The 18,335-nt window shown below is 27.4% G+C and carries 17 protein-coding genes, 1 riboswitch and 1 other annotated feature; of the genes, 10 read left to right on the top strand and 7 right to left on the bottom strand.

The features are described from left to right. Positions 1-15 precede the first annotated feature (15 nt). Positions 16-208, top strand: a riboswitch (cobalamin riboswitch). A 136-nt stretch (positions 209-344) separates the two neighbouring features. Both OXH55_RS08830 and OXH55_RS08825 read left to right on the top strand, forming a co-directional pair. Then, positions 345-1,277 (top strand): sirohydrochlorin cobaltochelatase, encoded by a 933-nt coding sequence (locus tag OXH55_RS08830; protein WP_268049552.1) that lies wholly within the window; start codon positions 345-347, stop codon positions 1,275-1,277. A 20-nt stretch (positions 1,278-1,297) separates the two neighbouring features. Beyond that, entirely contained in the window at positions 1,298-2,698 is a 1,401-nt protein-coding gene (locus OXH55_RS08825; RefSeq protein ID WP_268049551.1) for an ABC transporter substrate-binding protein, read from the top strand. Between the two features lie 88 nt (positions 2,699-2,786). On the opposite strand, the gene OXH55_RS08820 is transcribed toward OXH55_RS08825, so the two are convergent. The 4 genes from OXH55_RS08820 to OXH55_RS08805 form a co-directional block, all read right to left on the bottom strand. Further along, entirely contained in the window at positions 2,787-3,029 is a 243-nt protein-coding gene (locus tag OXH55_RS08820) for a hypothetical protein (protein WP_268049549.1), read from the bottom strand. A 168-nt stretch (positions 3,030-3,197) separates the two neighbouring features. Beyond that, complete coding sequence (locus tag OXH55_RS08815; protein ID WP_268049547.1) at positions 3,198-4,331, bottom strand: Ger(x)C family spore germination protein; 1,134 nt, start codon at positions 4,329-4,331, stop codon at positions 3,198-3,200. Then, positions 4,318-5,403, bottom strand: coding sequence for a GerAB/ArcD/ProY family transporter (locus OXH55_RS08810; protein WP_268049545.1), 1,086 nt, complete (start codon positions 5,401-5,403; stop codon positions 4,318-4,320). The genes OXH55_RS08815 and OXH55_RS08810 overlap by 14 nt, the downstream gene beginning before the upstream one ends. Further along, entirely contained in the window at positions 5,396-6,871 is a 1,476-nt protein-coding gene (locus OXH55_RS08805) for a spore germination protein (RefSeq protein WP_268049544.1), read from the bottom strand. Before OXH55_RS08805 ends, OXH55_RS08810 begins: the two co-directional genes overlap by 8 nt. A 185-nt stretch (positions 6,872-7,056) precedes the next feature. Here OXH55_RS08805 and OXH55_RS08800 point away from each other — a divergent pair, with 185 nt between their 5' ends. Both OXH55_RS08800 and OXH55_RS08795 read left to right on the top strand, forming a co-directional pair. Beyond that, on the top strand, positions 7,057-7,650 hold the full coding sequence (locus OXH55_RS08800; RefSeq protein ID WP_268049542.1) for a M20/M25/M40 family metallo-hydrolase: 594 nt from the start codon (positions 7,057-7,059) through the stop codon (positions 7,648-7,650). Continuing rightward, positions 7,626-8,282 carry a M20/M25/M40 family metallo-hydrolase gene (locus tag OXH55_RS08795; protein ID WP_336296770.1) on the top strand — a complete coding sequence of 219 codons (657 nt, stop codon included), beginning with the start codon at positions 7,626-7,628 and terminating at the stop codon, positions 8,280-8,282. The genes OXH55_RS08800 and OXH55_RS08795 overlap by 25 nt, the downstream gene beginning before the upstream one ends. Positions 8,283-8,364: 82 nt before the next feature. Here the strand turns inward: OXH55_RS08795 and OXH55_RS08790 are convergent, their stop codons facing one another. After that, a complete protein-coding gene (locus OXH55_RS08790) occupies positions 8,365-9,708 on the bottom strand; it encodes an MATE family efflux transporter (protein WP_268049539.1) in 1,344 nt (447 codons plus the stop codon). Positions 9,709-9,912: 204 nt separating this feature from the next. Here OXH55_RS08790 and OXH55_RS08785 point away from each other — a divergent pair, with 204 nt between their 5' ends. Then, positions 9,913-11,247: an aminotransferase-like domain-containing protein gene (locus OXH55_RS08785; RefSeq protein WP_268049537.1), complete on the top strand. Its 1,335-nt coding sequence runs from the start codon at positions 9,913-9,915 to the stop codon at positions 11,245-11,247. Between the two features lie 261 nt (positions 11,248-11,508). Here OXH55_RS08785 and OXH55_RS08780 read toward each other — a convergent pair whose 3' ends face one another. Further along, positions 11,509-11,832, bottom strand: a complete 324-nt coding sequence (locus OXH55_RS08780; RefSeq protein WP_268049535.1) for a protease inhibitor I42 family protein — start codon at positions 11,830-11,832, stop codon at positions 11,509-11,511. A gap of 431 nt (positions 11,833-12,263) precedes the next feature. Here OXH55_RS08780 and OXH55_RS08775 point away from each other — a divergent pair, with 431 nt between their 5' ends. Together OXH55_RS08775 and brnQ are read left to right on the top strand one after the other, a co-directional pair. Next, on the top strand, positions 12,264-13,433 hold the full coding sequence (locus OXH55_RS08775) for an SAM-dependent methyltransferase (protein WP_268049533.1): 1,170 nt from the start codon (positions 12,264-12,266) through the stop codon (positions 13,431-13,433). A 159-nt stretch (positions 13,434-13,592) separates the two neighbouring features. Further along, positions 13,593-13,855: a binding site (T-box leader), on the top strand. A 133-nt stretch (positions 13,856-13,988) separates the two neighbouring features. Continuing rightward, positions 13,989-15,329: a branched-chain amino acid transport system II carrier protein gene (brnQ, locus tag OXH55_RS08770; protein ID WP_268049531.1), complete on the top strand. Its 1,341-nt coding sequence runs from the start codon at positions 13,989-13,991 to the stop codon at positions 15,327-15,329. Between the two features lie 57 nt (positions 15,330-15,386). On the opposite strand, the gene OXH55_RS08765 is transcribed toward brnQ, so the two are convergent. Further along, positions 15,387-16,415, bottom strand: coding sequence for an FUSC family protein (locus OXH55_RS08765; RefSeq protein WP_268049530.1), 1,029 nt, complete (start codon positions 16,413-16,415; stop codon positions 15,387-15,389). Positions 16,416-16,584: 169 nt separating this feature from the next. On the opposite strand from OXH55_RS08765, the gene OXH55_RS08760 reads away from it, so the two are divergent. From OXH55_RS08760 to OXH55_RS08750, 3 genes are all read left to right on the top strand, one after another. Then, positions 16,585-17,187 (top strand): TetR/AcrR family transcriptional regulator, encoded by a 603-nt coding sequence (locus OXH55_RS08760; protein ID WP_268049529.1) that lies wholly within the window; start codon positions 16,585-16,587, stop codon positions 17,185-17,187. 111 nt (positions 17,188-17,298) lie between these two features. Then, positions 17,299-17,532 (top strand): hypothetical protein, encoded by a 234-nt coding sequence (locus OXH55_RS08755; protein WP_268049527.1) that lies wholly within the window; start codon positions 17,299-17,301, stop codon positions 17,530-17,532. Between the two features lie 129 nt (positions 17,533-17,661). Further along, a complete protein-coding gene (locus OXH55_RS08750) occupies positions 17,662-18,291 on the top strand; it encodes a CatB-related O-acetyltransferase (protein ID WP_268049525.1) in 630 nt (209 codons plus the stop codon). Positions 18,292-18,335 lie beyond the last annotated feature (44 nt).

Below are 18,335 nucleotides of genomic sequence, written 5' to 3'. Positions count from 1 at the left end.
ATAAATAGCAGTAATAATAATTTAAATTTATTAAGGTCTTTTTACTTTAAAAAAGTAAAAAGTTAAAAGGGAAATCGGTGAAAAACCGATGCAGCCCCCGCTACTGTAAAGGTGGACAAATCTTCATAACCACTGACTTGTATAAGTTGGGAAGGGAAGAGTCGGAAGAAACCTGAGCCAGGAGACCTGCCTAATAAATATATGCAACCATCTTTCGGAGGGAGAGAAGGTGTAGGTATTAATTTCATGATTTATTTTACTATTTCATGTAAAAATATACTGCACTATCTCCTTGGTTTCGAAAGAAGCCATTTTTTTATTTAAAAAAGAAAAGGAGAGGTAAAATGAAAAAGGGAATTTTAATTGTAATGTCAATTTTAATGTCAGTTGTTTTATTTGCTGCATGTGGAAACAAAGTACAAACATCAAAAAGTGAAGATTCAAAAGCAACATCTGCAGCAAATAATAACAAGAAAGCTATACTTGTTGTTAGCTTTGGAACAAGCTATGCAGATACTAGAAAAGTAACTCTAGATGCAGTTGAGAAGAATATAGCAGAAACTTTTAAAGATTATGAAGTAAAAAAAGCATATACTTCTAGTATTATAAGAAAGAAACTAAAGGAAAGAGATGGTATTTCAGTTGATAGTCCAGAAGAAGCTTTAAACAAATTAAAGCAAGAAGGATTTGGTGAAGTTATTGTACAACCACTACATATCATTCCAGGTATTGAATATGATGAAATAAAAGAAATGGTTGAAAAGTTTGAAAAAGATAAAGCTTTTGGTAAATTAGTACTTGGAAGACCAATATTATATAGAACTTCAGATTATAAAGCTGCTATTGATGGTTTAAAAGGACAACTTCCAAAAATGAATCAACAACAAGCCGTTGTTTTAATGGGACATGGTACTTCACATCCTGCAAATTCTTCCTATGCATTATTTGATTATATGCTTAAAGAAGAAGGATTAAAAAATGTTTATGTTGGAACTGTAGAAGGAACACCAGAACTTGATAATGTTATAAGAAGATTAAAAGAGGATAATATTAAGGAAGTAACTTTGATGCCGTTTATGGTAGTTGCAGGAGACCATGCTAACAATGATATGGCTGGAGACGAAGACGACTCATGGAAGATACTTTTAAAGAAAGAAGGATTTAAGGTAAATACTTACCTTCATGGATTAGGAGAAAATAAAAAAATACAAAGTATCTATGTTCAGCATGTAAAAGATTGTATTGATGGAAATCCTCTAATGGAAGAAAAAGAATAGAGCAGTAGAAAGGTAAAAATATGAAAAAAAGAATAACATCTGTTGTTTTAGTTTTATTACTGATATTTACAGCTGTTGGTTGCGGAGTTAAAAGTGATAAAGTAAGTTCAAATAAAAAATATAAAATAGAGTTTAAAGATGATTCAGGAAGAACTATTAGAATGGATAAACCAGCAAAAAGAATTATAAGCTTATATTCAGCTCATACTGAAAATTTATTTGAACTAGGACTTGATGAAGAAATAATAGGAAGAGGTAAAAGTGATACTTATCCACCAAAGATTATACCAAAAAAAGTATATAGTTATAAGGATGATACAGAATCAATTTTATCAGTTCAACCTGATTTGGTGCTTATTAGACCATTTATAGAAAGACATAGTCCTGATTTTGTTAAAGCTTTGGAGAATGCAGGGGTAAATGTAGTATCCTTATATCCTGAGAGTTTTGACGAATTTGATTCATATATTGAAAAATTGGGAATGCTTACAGGAAAAGAAAAAAGAGCTAAAGAGCTTCTTGAAGATTTTCATAAGGAAATGGATGTAATTGAAAAAGATTCAAGTAAAATTAAGAATAAAGTAAAGGTATTTTTTGAATCTACAGAAACTAATTGTAGAACAATAACACCAAAATCTACTGCAGCAAAGTCAATTGAAATCGCTGGAGGAATTAATATTGCACAAGATGCTAAAGCATTAAATGACAGTACTAGTATAGCAGATTATGGTGCAGAAAGAATACTCGAAAAAGGTAAGCAAATAGATGTATATGTAGCACAAAGAGGTTCAATGAATGCCGGGGGTAATCCACATTCTATTTCTATAAGACCTGGATTTGATAAGATTAAAGGGGTTGCTAATGGAAGAGTTTACAATATTGATGAGAAACTTATTTCAAGTCCTGTTTTTAGGCATGTAAAAGGTATGAGAGAACTTCAAAGAATGTTTTATCCTGAAATTTTTGATGACATATCATGTTTTAATAGTGATGAGCCACTTACAAGGGAAAAACTTGCAAAAATGATTATAATGGTAAAACATAAGTTGATTTTTACTCCAACTTCTAGAACATATAAGAAGAAAAAAGGTCATGTATATGGTAGTTTTAAGGATGTTGATACATCTAGTCCATATTTTGATTATATAGAAACATCAGTATTATCTGGCTATATTAAATGTGATAAAAATACATTTAATCCAAAGGGAAAGATAACTCGTGAGGAACTTGCACAGGTTATATATATGCTGAAGGATTTTGATTTAAAAGAAGCTAATGTTTTGGATATAAATGAATGCAGCAATCCTAATATAATTAAAAGTATTGTAACAAACAAAGTTATGCAGCTTGAAAATGGTAGATTTAATCCACATAAAATTGTAACAGAAAAAGAAGTTGTAAAAATATTAAAAAGATTATAATTAATTCTATAATATAAAAACACCACAAATACTTTAATTAAGTTATTTGTGGTGTTTTTATAATTCCATGATATATGATTGGTGTATTTTATTTTTTCTTTTTTTTATTCCTTTTTTTGTTTTTCTTGTTTTGGTTAATTGTCTTATTGTTATTAACTTTCTTGGCTTTTTTATTATTCTTATAATCCCATAATATTTGTATGAATAGTACAAACACTAATCCTATTAAAATTCCAGAAAATAAATTTTTAACAGGACTACCTTTAATCATTGTACTTAAAATTAAGCCGAAAAAAGCTAAGAGCAGTTTAGGATATATACTTTTTTGCATAATATCATTCCTTTCATCCTTTGTATATACACCTATATATTATTGTTAAAATGCTACTTATAAAAGTTTATATATAAATAATATCAAAGACCTCTATAATTATCTATATAAATTTTTCATAATTTACTTATGGTGTACATGATAAAAATAGACTGGTAAGGAAATAAATTAATCTTTAGTAGGTTTAGGTAACTGTTTAATATAAGTTCTTCCTATTGATTTAATTTTAACACTTACATGTACTTTAATATCAGCATTAGCAAAGTGCTTATAACTATCATAGCCACTATTTATACCGTACTTAGCAAGAGCATATCGGCCTAAACCTAAACAATCTACAGGATATTCTTTTTGAATTTTAGTTACTTCATTATTTAAATCTTCTTCTAATTTAGATTCAAATAATTTTGCTATTTTTAAAATTTGTTTTTTATTAAGTTCTTTCTCAAAAAGAGTGTCTATTTTTAAATCGGAGGAAATATTAACAAAAATATCATATTTTAGTTGTTCATTGTTTTGGGAAACTTTAACTTTGACTTTATTTTTACCTTCTATATCTAAATAGTTTATTGGAGTATTAGATGAAATCGATACAAAACCTGTACCACCTGAGAATCTTAAAAGATTTATTAATTTAGCTTCTTTTATAGGTATTTTTTTTATCATTTTATCATTATCAAATATGGCAGCACCAGTTATTTGGGGATTATCATCGATAATTTCAATATACGGTAAAAGAATTTCTCTACCTTGTTGATGATACATAAGTAACATATCATTAATAGTAAAATGTTTTGAATTAAAATTACCTAAATATGAAAATTTAATCATATTGTTTAATGTTTCAGATATAGCACCAGGATGAGAACTTTTAAGCGAAAAATAATCTTCACATTTACCCTTGCAAATTGCAATCATAGCATTTATGTTTAGGTCAGGAATTCTTAATAAATTTTCTAGTACATCTTTAATTCCAAATTTAGCTCTTTCTTCACTAATGAGAAAAAGTATTTCTGACCCTAAGACGAATTTTTTACTTTGTTTAGTTCTACGGTTTTCTACAAGAGAAAATATAGTAGGTCCTTCCCCAGTTAATAAAAAAGAAGACGGTGTTCCATTTTCATCAATTTTTAGAAATTCAGCAGCATTAACTAATTTAATATCAGCAGTTCTATCTATATCATATCCTATACCCATTGTTATACTTAAATCTTCTATTGGGTGCATATTGTAGCAGCTACAAAAGAATACAGAAGTAAATATAATAAGTAAAGTAGCTGTAAATTTTTTATACATGTTCATCTTTTTCACCTCTATATCTTATAGAAACTAATATTGTTGTAGCTAATCCCCAAGTAACAGAAAAAATTACAAAATAATGTACAAAAAAATCTATAATCATTTTTCTGTTGTATTCTGGTATCATAAGAAAAGTATAAGCTAAAGTAATGACTGAAGATATAATGCAAGCTTTTTTATAACTCATTTTTAGCAATTTAGATAAACAATAACTAAGCACAAAACTATCACATAGTAAATGTTTAAAAACAATTTCACTCCAAAGAAAAATAAATAAAGCTTTAAAGTTAGATATTAGAGGAACACGTAGTGTTTCTATCATATATATAATTGGAACTTCAAGTTTGGAAGTTAATTCCCAACCTAAATAATATATTGCAATAAAAGAAATAAAAAAAGTATATATAAAAATTGTTACTACACAAGCAATAATACCAGCCTTTTTTGTATTTTTTCTATTAGAAATTTTGCTAATAATTATATAACATATTTCAACTAGTGTATAAGTAAGAAAAGTATTAGGAATAGCTTTTATTATTTCAGTGTATGGAGAAAAAAAAGGCTGAATATTAAAGAGTGAACCTTTTCCTATAAAAAATAAGGGAATGACTATAAGAGGTATAGAAAAATAAAAGTATAACTCACATATTCTACCTATCATATAAATTCCAGACATTGATATTAAAGTAACTATTAACAAAGTAGGGAATACTACGAAAATAGGAGGTAGAAAAGTTGCGATAGTAGTATTTAATATATTAGTATATCCTGCTATAACAGCACTAAATATTGTTAAAAAATAAAAAAAGAATATAAATGTAAATATATAAGACAATGTTTTACCATAGATTTTATTGTTTATATCCCAAAAATCAGCATGAACTGTTTTTTTATCTATTATGGAAGCTGTTATTACAATAAAAATTGGATAAATGCCAGAAATAAAAGTCGATATCCAACCATTTTGATGAGCTATTTTACTAATGTTTGTTGGCAAAGACAAAATTCCTATACCTACCATAGAAGCTATAATGATAAATATGTATTGGTTTTGTGTTATTTTATTTTTATTCATTTTTTTTATTTTTAATTTTCCTCCTTATAAAGCTTATAGGAATTCTATTTGTATCTTTTAATGAATATCTAACTGTACTATCTTTTAAATCTTTAAACCTCATTGGAGCAAAAGGTGAAAAATAAGGTATTCCAAAGCTGTCTAAATTAATTAGATGAGCAAATATTGAAAATAACCCTATAAATATACCAAAAAATCCAAAAAATTGTGCAAGTATTAATATATAAAATCTCAATAGCCTAATAGAAAGACTCATTTCATAATTTGGTATAAGAAATGTGGAAATTACTGTTAATGCAGTTACTACTAAAGTTGTAGGACTTACAATACCAGATTTTATAGCAGCATCGCCAATTATAATACCACCGATTATGCTTAAAGTTTGACCTATGGTTGAAGGAAGACGAAGTCCACCTTCTCTTAAAAATTCTATTAAAAGCTCCATAGAAAGTATTTCTAGAAAAGGTGGAAGAGGAATATTTTTTCTAGAAATAATAATGATTTTAATTAAATTTAAAGGTATAAGTGAAGCATAATATTTTATAAGTACGAGATATATAGGTGATGCTGTTAATATTATAAGTAAAGCTAGAAACCTTATAAATCTATCAAAATTAGCTAAAATAAGTCGGTTTGAGTAATCTTCAAAAGCTTGAAAAAATTCTACGAAAACTACAGGAAGAACTATTGCATAAGCACATCCGTTTACAAAAATAGCTGCTTTTCCTTGAATAATATCTGACACAACTTTATCAGGTTTTTCCGTAAGTTTAGATTGAGGAAAAATACTAAGAGGACGTTTTTCTATAAATTGCATTAGATAACCTGTATCTGGTACATAGGAAGTTTTTACAGTTTGCAATTTGCTTTTTATTTTATTTAAAACATCAGGATCAATAGTATTTTCCAAGTATATAAGAGAAGCTTCACAGTTGTTTTCTTCCCCAAATGTATAGAGTTCAATCTTAAGATTATTATTTTTTAGCTTTTCCTGAATTAGAGAAACATTAATATGTAAGTTGTTAACAAAAGCACTTTTTTCTCCTCTTATGTTTTCTTCAATTTTAGATTCCGCAAATTTTTTAAAGTTACTTTGAGAAGTGTTGCAAATAATAGCTGTATTATCATGTTCTATTAATATTATGCTTTTACCCTTTTTTAAATTTTTTGATATAACATTTACATCAGATGATAATTCTATATCATTTATAGTAATGTATCTTTTACCTATATATGAAGCTGGCGATAATAAAGCATTAATATCACAATCAATTTTAGATAAAAGGGGTGATATTATACAACTTTCAATATCCTCTTTTTTAGAAAGTCCTTCTATATAAATAATAATACATTTAATATTGTCTTTAAGAATTAATTCTCGAGTTTTAAAGTTAAAATTTGCTGGTGCATTTGATGAAATTAAAGTTATATTTTTTTCTAAATCATTACTTAAAATAGTAGATTCCATTATATTTCTCCTCTAATTAAAAATATTAATAATTATAATTTAGAGTTGGTTTATTTTCTCAGTGATTACTTTTTATTAGTTTCAGCTGAAATTTTAATTATATACATAGGATAAAAATTTTAATATTTAAAAGGTATTATATGGTATCCTTAATATAAGATAGAAATTAAAGGAAGTGTTTTAAATTGTACAAAAGAATTGATGAATTAGTGGATAATATAGAGAATAAAGTAATTAAATATAGAAGAGATTTTCATAAACATCCTGAGGGTGGATGGACAGAGTTTAGAACAGCATCATTAATTGCCAGGAAATTAATAGAGCTTGGATATGAGATTAAATTAGGTAGAGAGGTTATTGATAATGATTCTAGAATGGAAGTACCAGATGATAGAGAATTAGAAAAAAATTATATAAGAGCGTTGGAACAGGGGGCTGATAAGGAATTAATTCAGTCTTTAAAAGGAGGCTTTACAGGCGTTGTTGGCATTTTAAGTAATGGAGTAGGTCCTAACATAGCTTTGAGATTTGATATTGATGCATTGGAAATTCAAGAAAGTGAAGATAAAGAACATTTCCCAGTAAACAAGAGATTTTCTTCTATAAATAAAAATGTTATGCATGCCTGTGGACATGATGGACATGCTGCTGTAGGTTTAGGGGTTGCAGAAGTTTTAAGTGAAATAAAAGAACAACTCAATGGAACAATAAAGTTGATATTTCAACCAGCTGAAGAAGGAGTGAAAGGTGCTAAATCTATGGTGCAAGTGGATTTTTAGCAACTTCCAAAATTGATGCAGTTTTCAAAGGAAAGGCTTCTCATGCTGGTGCAGCACCAGAAAAAGGGAATAATACCTTGATTTCTGCAGCTTCAGCAGTATTAAATCTCCATTCTATTCCTAGAAATAGCAAAGGAGCAACAAGAATAAATGTTGGAAAATTAGTATCTGGGACAGAAAGAAATATCATACCTGAAAGTGCTTACATGAAAATAGAAACAAGAGGAAAAACATCAGAACTTAATGACTATATGAGAAAGTATGCAGAAAGGATATTACACAGTGCTGCAGAAATGCATGATACTGAAGTAAATATAAAATATGTAGGGGAGGCAGTAAGTGCAGAAAGCGATCATGAGATGATTAACATGGTAAAAGAAGCTGCTAGTAAAATTTATGCTTATAATTTGATATGTGATGAAAAAATTAATTTTGGGGCAAGTGAAGATATTTCTTATATGATGAATAAAGTTCAGTCTAATGGAGGAAAAGCTGTATACATAATGTTTGGAAGTGACCTAAAAGCTGAACATCATAACTCTAATTTTGATTTCAATGAGAAGGATTTAAAAAATGCAGTGAAAGTTTATAGTATTTTAGTGTTTGATATTTTGAGTGAAATTTATGAGTGATAAAAGTAAGCTAGAATGGCAATAGAATTATATATTTATATTCCACCACAAGAATTATGGTGGAATATTTTTATTTTTATCATCAGCATTTAACTTTTATATGTGAATTTTTTGTTCTCCAATTTCCAAAAATGTAATATGATAATCTCAATGCAAATCCAGTTAACCAACCAGCAGGCACACCAAGCCATATACCACTTATTCCAAGTTTATTAGTTAAAAATATTGATATAGGTATTTGCACACACCATAAAGAGAGTGCAGTTGAAAGCATTGGTATAAAAGAATTTCCTGTGCCTATTAAAACTCCATTGGTTATAACCATAGCTGAATAGACAATATAACATAAAGAAACTATAGTAAGGTAGCTTACACCTATTTTAATAACAGATGTATCTGTTACAAACAGGTACATTAAAGGCTTAGAAAAGAAGTTAATTATTATAGTTATGAAAACAGAAATAACAGAACCAATTATTAGTGTGGATATATAGCCTTTTTTTACTCTAGTATGTTTATTAGCACCTAAATTTTGTGCTGTAAATGTTGATAGTGCATCACCTAAATTCATTGCTGGTATTTGAGCAAAAGAGTCTAGTTTTCCAGCAGCGGCAAATGCAGCCATAGAATTTGCCCCATAACCATTTATTAAAATTTGAATAACTATAAAACCACCAGCTAGCAATAATTTTTGCAATGCAGCAGGAAGTCCAATTTTTAAACTTAATTTAAATATATACTTATCAAAACATATATTCCTAATATTAAATTTGAATTGAGGATAAATTTTATTTAAATAAATGAAACTTCCTATAAATGAAAAAGTTTGAGAAATTATTGTAGCTAAAGCAGCTCCTGATACTCCAAAGTTAAAAACTATTATGAATATTAAGTCTAAAATTATATTTAATATAGTTGATAATATAAGAAAATATAGAGGTGCTTTTGAATTTCCAATACCTCTTAAAACACTACTAATAGTATTGTAACAAAATGAAGAAGTAGTTCCAATTAAAAGTATATGAAGATAAATTTTTGATTGAGGTATTATTTGTGATGGAACTTTGAAAAAAAGCAATATAGAATTACTAGTTAAAAATCCTAATAGAGTGATTAATATTGATATGACGAATGTAAATATATACGCTGTATCTATAGCTTTTTTTACGTTACCTATATCCTTTGCACCATAATATTTGGCTACAAGAATATTTGTACCTAAAGTTAGTCCTATAGCTACTAATAAAATTACAAGCATAATATTAAAGCTAGCACTAACTGAAGCTAGAGCATTTTTACCTAAAAATCTACCTACAATAATACTGTCTATTGTATTGTATAGTTGTTGAAATATATTACCTATCAATATTGGTATTGTAAATTTTAATATTACCTGACCTTCATTTCCAGTAGTTAAATCTTTCATGTTAAAGCCTCCTTATCGAGTTGTTTTTATATATAATTTTTTTAAAAATAGTGACCTAAAAATCATAGATTAAGGGTGGTTTATTTAAATGCTTTATTTTGAATAATATTTGTAGTACAGTAAAAATATAAAATATATTTATATTTAAGGCAATGATAGAAATTTTAATGTGGGCTGGTACAGATATTATAGGGGGAAGACATTTTGATAAAATATCAAGCTATTATAAGTTATATAAAAAGTGAAATATCAAAGGGAAGTATTAGACCAGGTAAAAAGTTACCTTCAATAAGAAATATTTGCGAAAGATTTGAATGTAGTAAAGTAACCGTTGTTAAGGCTTATGATTTATTAGAAAAAGAACATATAATATACTCAATACCTAAAAGTGGACACTACCTTATCGAAAATAATTTAAATTTAAATAATAATATTTTTAATAAAGAGATAGATTTTTGTACGGCTGCATCAGATAGTTGTATTTTACCTTATGAAGAATTTCAGCATTGTTTAAATCAAGCAATGGATGTATATAAGGAAAGTCTTTTTTATCATTCTAATGCCCAGGGATTAGAGAATCTAATTCATGTGATAGTAAAACAACTTCAAGATTATCAAGTATTTACTGATAAGAAAGGTGTTTTCATAACTACAGGCTCACAACAAGCCATAAATATATTGACAATGATGCCATTTCCAAATGGCAAAGAAAACGTACTTATAGAACAACCTACATATCACGGAGTTATAAAATCATTAGATCTTAATAATATAAATACTATTGGTATCCAAAGAAACCATAATGGAATAGATTTTGATGAACTTGAAGAAATATTTAAGTATGGTAACATAAAATTTTTCTATATTATACCAAGGTTTCATAATCCTACAGGTTTTTCATACTCCAATAAGGAGAAAAAGCAAATAATAGAGCTGGCTGAAAAGTATGATGTGTATATAGTTGAGGATGACTATCTTGCTGATTTAGAAATTAATAAAAAAGCAGATCCAATATATGCTTTAGACTCTTCATCAAGGGTAGTATATTTAAAAAGCTATTCTAAAATACTACTTCCAGGATTAAGAGTTTCAGCAGTTGTGCTTCCCAAATCATTATTAAAAACTTTTGAAAAATATAAGAGATGGAATGATTTAAATACATCTATACTTTCGCAAGGGGCTTTAGAAATTTATATTAAAAGTGGTATGTTTAATGCACATATGAAAAAGCTTAGAAAGGTGTATTCTGAAAGGATGAGATATCTTAATGAACTAACAAAAAACTTACATAATTCCAATATAAAATGGTATGTTCCTAACTCAGGTTTTTTTGCAAGTTTTGAAATTACTAATAGTGTAAGTACTAAAGATATTATCAAAAGGTTATATACGAAAAATATATTACTATCAGATACAAAAAAATTTTGCCTGAAAGATTATACAAATGAAAAATTAATAAGGTTGAGTATAAGTAGGGTTAGCAATAATGAAATTAATAGGGGACTCTCTATTATTTTAAAGGAAATAGATGAAGGTTAAATGAAAATAATAAATTATCAAAAATAAAGGAATTTAAGAAGTTTTATTTTTAGGTGGCAAAATTCTTAAGAATTTTGGAAATTATGTATTACTTTTTTTAGAGTCTCCATAAATATCGTTAGTGTTAGCTATCTGCTGTATATTAGAGAAAACAATATAAAGCATTTGTACATAATAAAAAAGCGAATTCAGGTAGAAAAAATCGTCAGTAGAGTAATTAACACATAGGATATGGTTTACACTATTGACGATTATTAATAATTAATTGTTAACGACTTTAATGTCAACTACAATTGTTTTAACAGTTTGATTTGTTGTAATATTGACAAGGTTAAAGCAAACTGATCCACTGCCTACTTTACACCCAATGAATTTCCAAATTATTTTTCCTCCAACTCCAACTATACCACCAATTGGTTGAGGAATTAGGGTAATTTTATCGTGAAGCTTGTACACACCTGAATTATCAGGCACATATACCCATTTATAAGGAGTTGTAGGAACATAGTCTAAGATAAACCAAGCACAATCTTCACACTGTCGTACTTTATTTGTAAAACTATCTGATAAAAGAATTTGTTTCATATTTTCATCTCCATAAAAGTTTAAAATAAATCTACACTATATTATATTAATTTAAAAGAGTTTTGTTACTTTTAATATTTGCCTATACTTTTCTATAACAAAACATCATAATTTTAGATACAAAATCTACATATATTTATGATAAATATTAATATTTGAAAGATATTGCATAGTTATTGAACAATTTTACTGTCCATGGGTTAGATTACAGTTTGTATCCGTGGAGAAGGAGAGGTATCTTCTGGTGATAAAGAGACTATGAGATCATGTTCAGGTTTAAATGAATTTCTTAGTTACAGTTAACTTCAAAACTGCATTGTGAGTATTTTTTAAACTTAATGTAAACATTGCACTGTTTTAATATTATCCTTTTATGGAAATGTTATACTATTATTAATGGTATAAAGAATCAATACAAGGGGGATATAAAAATGGATAAAATATTTTTAAAAACATTTTTGAGCAAAATTATGAAGGAAACTTTAACTGTTGAATATTGGGATGGAAGTATAGAAAAATATGGACAAGGTGAACCAGTATTTAAAATAATATTCCACCAACCTTTATCTAAAAAGAAAATTCTAGATGATCCTTATCTTGCTTTTGGAGAAGCATATATGGATGGAATAATAGACATAGAAGGTGGTCTTCAGCAGATAATTGAAGCCATATCTAGAAATACAGAAAGTTTTCTACATAAGAACAAAATTTTAGGTAAAATAGTAAAAATGAAACCTACTTCAATAAAAAAAGCAAAAGAAGACATTCAATATCACTATGATTTAGGAAATGATTTTTATGGATTATGGCTTGATAAAACAATGACTTATTCATGTGGATACTTTAATAATCCTAATGATACATTATATGATGCTCAAATAAATAAAATAAAATATACATTAAAAAAATTAAACTTAAAAAAAGGAGAAAAGCTTCTTGATATTGGAAGTGGTTGGGGAACACTTATTATTGAAGCTGCTAAAACTTATGGTGTTAAAGCTTTAGGCATAACTTTAAGTGAAGAACAATTTGCTAAAACTAAGGAGAAAATTAAAGAAGAAAATCTTGAAGAACTTGTAGACGTAAAATTAATAGACTATAGAGAATTGGCAAAAACAGGTGAAAAATTTGATAGAGTTGTAAGTATCGGAATGCTAGAACACGTAGGTAGAGCTAACTATCCAATATATATGGAAACAATAAATAAACTCTTAAATCAAGGAGGAGTATCTGTACTTCATTGTATTACAGCACAAAATGAAAGAAAAGTTAACCCATGGAGTACAAAATACATTTTCCCTGGCGGTCATCTTCCTTCTATAAGAGAACTAGTTTACCTTATGCCCGAATATAATTTTCATCTTATAACAATGGAAAGCTTAAGACGCCACTATGCAAAAACATTAGAGCATTGGGCTGCTAATTTTGAAGCTAAATTAGATAAAATTAAAGAAACTAAAGACGAGCGTTTTATAAGAATGTGGAGATTATATTTACAAGGGTGCGCTGCTTCGTTTAATTATGGGACAATAGATATACATCAATTTGTATTTACTAAAGGGCTTAATAATAATTTACCTATGACTAGAGTACATCTATAGACAGATGAAGGTATAACACTTTTACGTATTTGAATATATTAATTGTAATTTTATAGAATTACAAAGAGTTTATAGTTAATATGTTTTAATGTTGTAAAAAATTAAATATAGGGATTGACAGATAATAAATATGAGTATATCATATATATGGTAATTAAAATAAATTCTATGAAGAGAAAAAGTAAGTAATATCTTGTTCCACAGAGAGTTGGCATTTTGCTGCAAGCCAATGTTCAAGTTATAACTGAAAATCATCTCTGAGAAGCAAGGCTGAAATTAATTTTAGTAAGCTTTGCCGGAGTCTTTCACCGTTAAAAGATAAGCGTATTGTTGGATACGTAACTAAGAGCTATAAAAGGTTTATTTATCATAAACTTATTTTATAGAATTAGGGTGGTAACGCGGTTTATCCCGTCCCTTGTTTTCAAGGGACGGGTTTTTTGTTTTATAAGGAATTTTGTTAATTTTTCAAGGGGGCGATTATATGGATATTGAGGATGGCATTATTAATTAGCAAAAAAGATGATTATTTAAACAACGAGGGGGACATTCAAAATGAAAAATTTATCAAAGAAAGATTTATTACTTGTAGGGTTAATGCTTTTTTCATTATTCTTTGGAGCAGGAAATTTAATATTTCCTCCATTTTTAGGACAAGCAGCAGGTGTGGAAGTTTGGACAGCAATGCTTTCCTTTTTTATAACAGCAGTTGGATTTCCAATTTTAGGAGTGGTTGCAGTTGCTAAATCTGGTGGATTAGCGAATTTAGCTAAAAGAGTCAATCCAGTGTTTGCAGGAATTTTTACAGTTTTAATATATTTATCAATAGGACCTTGTTTAGGAATTCCAAGAGCAGGTAGCTTACCTTTTGAAATGGTAGTAGCACCATATTTACCACAGAGTATATCAAAGACTTTAGCGTTACTAGTATTTACACTTGTATTTTTTATGGTGGCTTATTGGCTTTCATTATCACCAACTAAGTTAGTAAATCGTATGGGTAAGGTATTAACACCTTCTTTATTACTTTTAATTTTAGTTATGTTTGTTGGAGCTTTAGTTAAACCATTAGGCAATTATGGTGCAGCAACAGGAGAATATGTAACTTCTCCATTTGTTAAAGGATTTTTAGAGGGATATCTAACAATGGATACAATAGCAGCTTTAAACTTTGGAATAGTTATTGCATTAGCAATAAAATCTAAAGGAGTTAAGGATGAAAAAGCAGTAGTTTCAACAACAATAAAAGCTGGAATGATAGCGGGAACTTTACTAATAATTATCTATTCAATACTTGCACATTTAGGAGCAACTAGTGGAGGAAGATTTGGAGGTACTCAAAATGGAGCACAAACTTTAACAAATGTTACAACTTATATATTTGGAAAACCAGGGGCTGTATTATTAGCAGTTATATTTACTTTAGCTTGTTTAACAACTAGTGTTGGTCTTATAACTTCATGCAGTCAATATTTTTCAACATTAACTAATAAGATATCGTACAAAAATTGGACTAGAATATTATCTCTTTCTAGTATGATTCTTGCTAATATGGGATTAACAAAAATACTTGCAATATCAGTACCAGTATTAAATGCAATTTATCCAATAGCAATAATGCTTATAGTACTTGCAATGTTAGATAAGATATTTAAAGAAAGTTCTATGGTTTATGGATTAACAATATTATTTACTGGAGTTGTAAGTGTAGTTGATTCATTACAGCAGGTAGGAATAAAGCTAGGATTTGTTACAAATTTATGTGATGGACTACCTCTTTATGCAAAAGGTTTAGGTTGGGTAGTTCCGGCCATAGTTGGAATGTTTTTAGGAGCAGTAATTAAAAGTGTAAAGGAAAAATCAGTGAATAATAAAGCTTTGGAAAATTCTATTTAGAGTGAATACTAAAAAATGTAAGATGCAAATTAATTTTTATTTGTATCTTACATTTTTTTATTTATCAGGAAATATTAATTTATTAAATACTATAGCTATAAAAGCACCTATTAAAACGTATAAAACTCTATATGATGTAGCAGTTATAGACGATAATGAAATTATAGAAAAAGACAGTGCCAAGTATGTAGAGAATACATAAGATTCAGCTAAGCGGTTGTGGGGAAGATAAGAAAGCGTTAATAAAACACTAAGTACTGTTAATATTACAGAAATAAACATATTTTTTACTAAAAAAGAGCATATTAAAAAGATTATAACACCTATAATAGTCCCTTGAATTCTCTTAAAAGCCCTAGAATTAATTTGATTATGGATAGGAATTAAAGTATAACAAGTAGATATAGATATCCAATACCACTTTGGTAAATTTAAGTATTTCCAAAAAACAAGGGAAAAAGCAGTAGCAATAGATAATCTAAATGCAAACCTTGAAGTAAGTAAATTTAAATTTAAACCATCTCTTAATTTTACATAATTAGACTTTAAGCTTATAACAAAGTGTTCTTTAAGCGCTATAATATCTGAACTTATACTTTTATGATTATCAGACCAAATAACTTCATTAAATACATATCCTATAATCAACCCTATAAAAGTAGATAATAAGTGGAAATTAAACATATCCAAGGTTATACCAATAAATTGCATAGTAACAAATAAACAATAATAAAATGAGTATCCATTAACATTAGTTTCATCAGAAAATATGCATACTATAACAAATGGAACTAACAAATTTAATAATAAAGATAAAACCAAGTTAGTAGTTGCTAGATAACCTAAAAAAGTAACTAAAATAATATTTAAATAGATATAAGTAACTTTAGATAAAGATTTAACTTTGATATTTTTATTAGGTATTGCAAAGTAAAGTAAAGTTATTATAGCACCTAATAATGAAATGTTTATTCCAAATAGATACCAATTAAGAGCCAATGACAATAAAAATATAAAAGTATATCTAAATCCAAAGTTAAAATCAAGCTTATTAAATTGTAAGTTTAATTCATTAATGAAATTCATATTAAACACTCCTAGAGGTAGAATAAAAGTTGAATATAAATTCAACTTTCAAGAATATTATACATGCTAATTTATATGGAGTCAACAAAAAGTGAATAGAAATTCAAGTTATATAAACTGTACTAAAAACTAAAAGTATATTAAAATTAGTATAAAGGAGTGAAAGGACTTGAGTTATATAAAAGAACCTATTCAAAAAAGGGCAATAGAAAAAAAGTTAAAACTAATAGAAGCTGCTAAAAAAGTATTTAATGATAAAGGATATCATAATACACATATAAAAGACATAACTGGTGAAGCAGGAATTTCAACAGGTTTATTTTACAAGTATTTTAAAGATAAGAATGATATTTATATAGAAGTCATAAAGTTACTAATTGAAAAAGAGATGCAAGTAGTTTTAGATTTCAAGGATAGAATAATTGAAGAGGAGAATAAAAAACAGGTTATAAGGAGTTATATTGAAAATAGACTTAGAATAATTATATATAATGGGATTATGCAAGAATTCCATATTTTAACTAAAGAAAATGAACACATAAAAGATTTTACAAATAATGCTAGAAAAGACTATTTAAATGCAATCAAAGATATTTTATTTGAAATTTGGCATAATGCAGCAGAGTCAACAATACATGTTGGAGCTATGTTAATATGGCGTACTATATATGGTAATATTCTAGAGATAGCTACTATAAATAATTTAGATTTAAAAAAAGAATATATAGATAATTTAACTGATTTAATACATAAATATATGAAGTTAGATTAAGTATCAAATTAAGAGCTTAGATCAAGTTTAGGCTCTTTTTATAAGAATGAAGAAAATTATTTTTATAAATATTAACTGAGGTAAAATATAAGAAATTATAGGAGGTATAAAATGAATAAAGTTCAATATTATTTCTATTGTTTTATGGTAGGAATAGGCTTCATGTTGCTATCAGCGATACGTGATATAACTCATAATACTTTATTTTTATCAGAATTTATTCCACGTGAATTCATAAGAAATATAGAGTATTTTTTCTATAATATAGGACACCTATTTATTATAATATTTGGGATACTTATATTTATTCAAATTTTTACTATAAAAAAAGATAAAAATAATTAATAGTTATTGTTTTAGATATTTATAGGGTTGCGGTATATCCTAACTTTTTTAGGGGGGATTGTATGAAAAGATACATTGAAATAATGGAATGGGTATTAAGATAACATAACACAAAGGAGAGAGTTAAATATGACTATTCCAGATTTAAATAAAGTATATCCAAGAAGTAATGATTATCAAACGGTATATCTTAAAAATGTAATTACAAGAGTTAATATAAAAGTTGGAGATTATACAATATATAATGATTTTTATGATGATCCTAGAGAGTTTGAGAAGAATAATGTATTGTATCATTATCCTGTTAATAATGACAAATTAGTAATTGGAAAGTTTTGTTCAATTGCATGTAGAGCTAAATTCCTCATGACTAGTGGAAATCATACAATGAAGTCACTATCCACTTATACATTCCCTATATTTGGTGAAGAATGGAATGAAACATTAAAGCCAAAAGATGCCTGGGACAATAAAGGTGATATTCAAATTGGAAATGATGTATGGATAGGATATGAAGCTGTAATTATGTCAGGAGTGAAAATTGGAGATGGTGCAATTATTGGAACTAGAGCAGTAGTTACTAAGGATGTTCCACCATATACTATTGTCGGAGGAGTACCAGCAAAAGTTATAAAGAAAAGGTATAGTGATGATATAATTTCTAAATTACTTAAAATTAAGTGGTGGGATTGGCCGTATGAAAAAATTCAAGCCAATATCCCACACATTCAATCAGGAAATATTGATAAGTTAAAGTGATATTTTATAAATACCGTATTATTCATGATTGAATATGCGGTATT

Source organism: Clostridium ganghwense, assembly GCF_026735165.1.
GTDB lineage: Bacteria > Bacillota > Clostridia > Clostridiales > Clostridiaceae > Clostridium_H > Clostridium_H ganghwense.
This window is presented reverse-complemented; position numbering and strand designations above follow the sequence as displayed.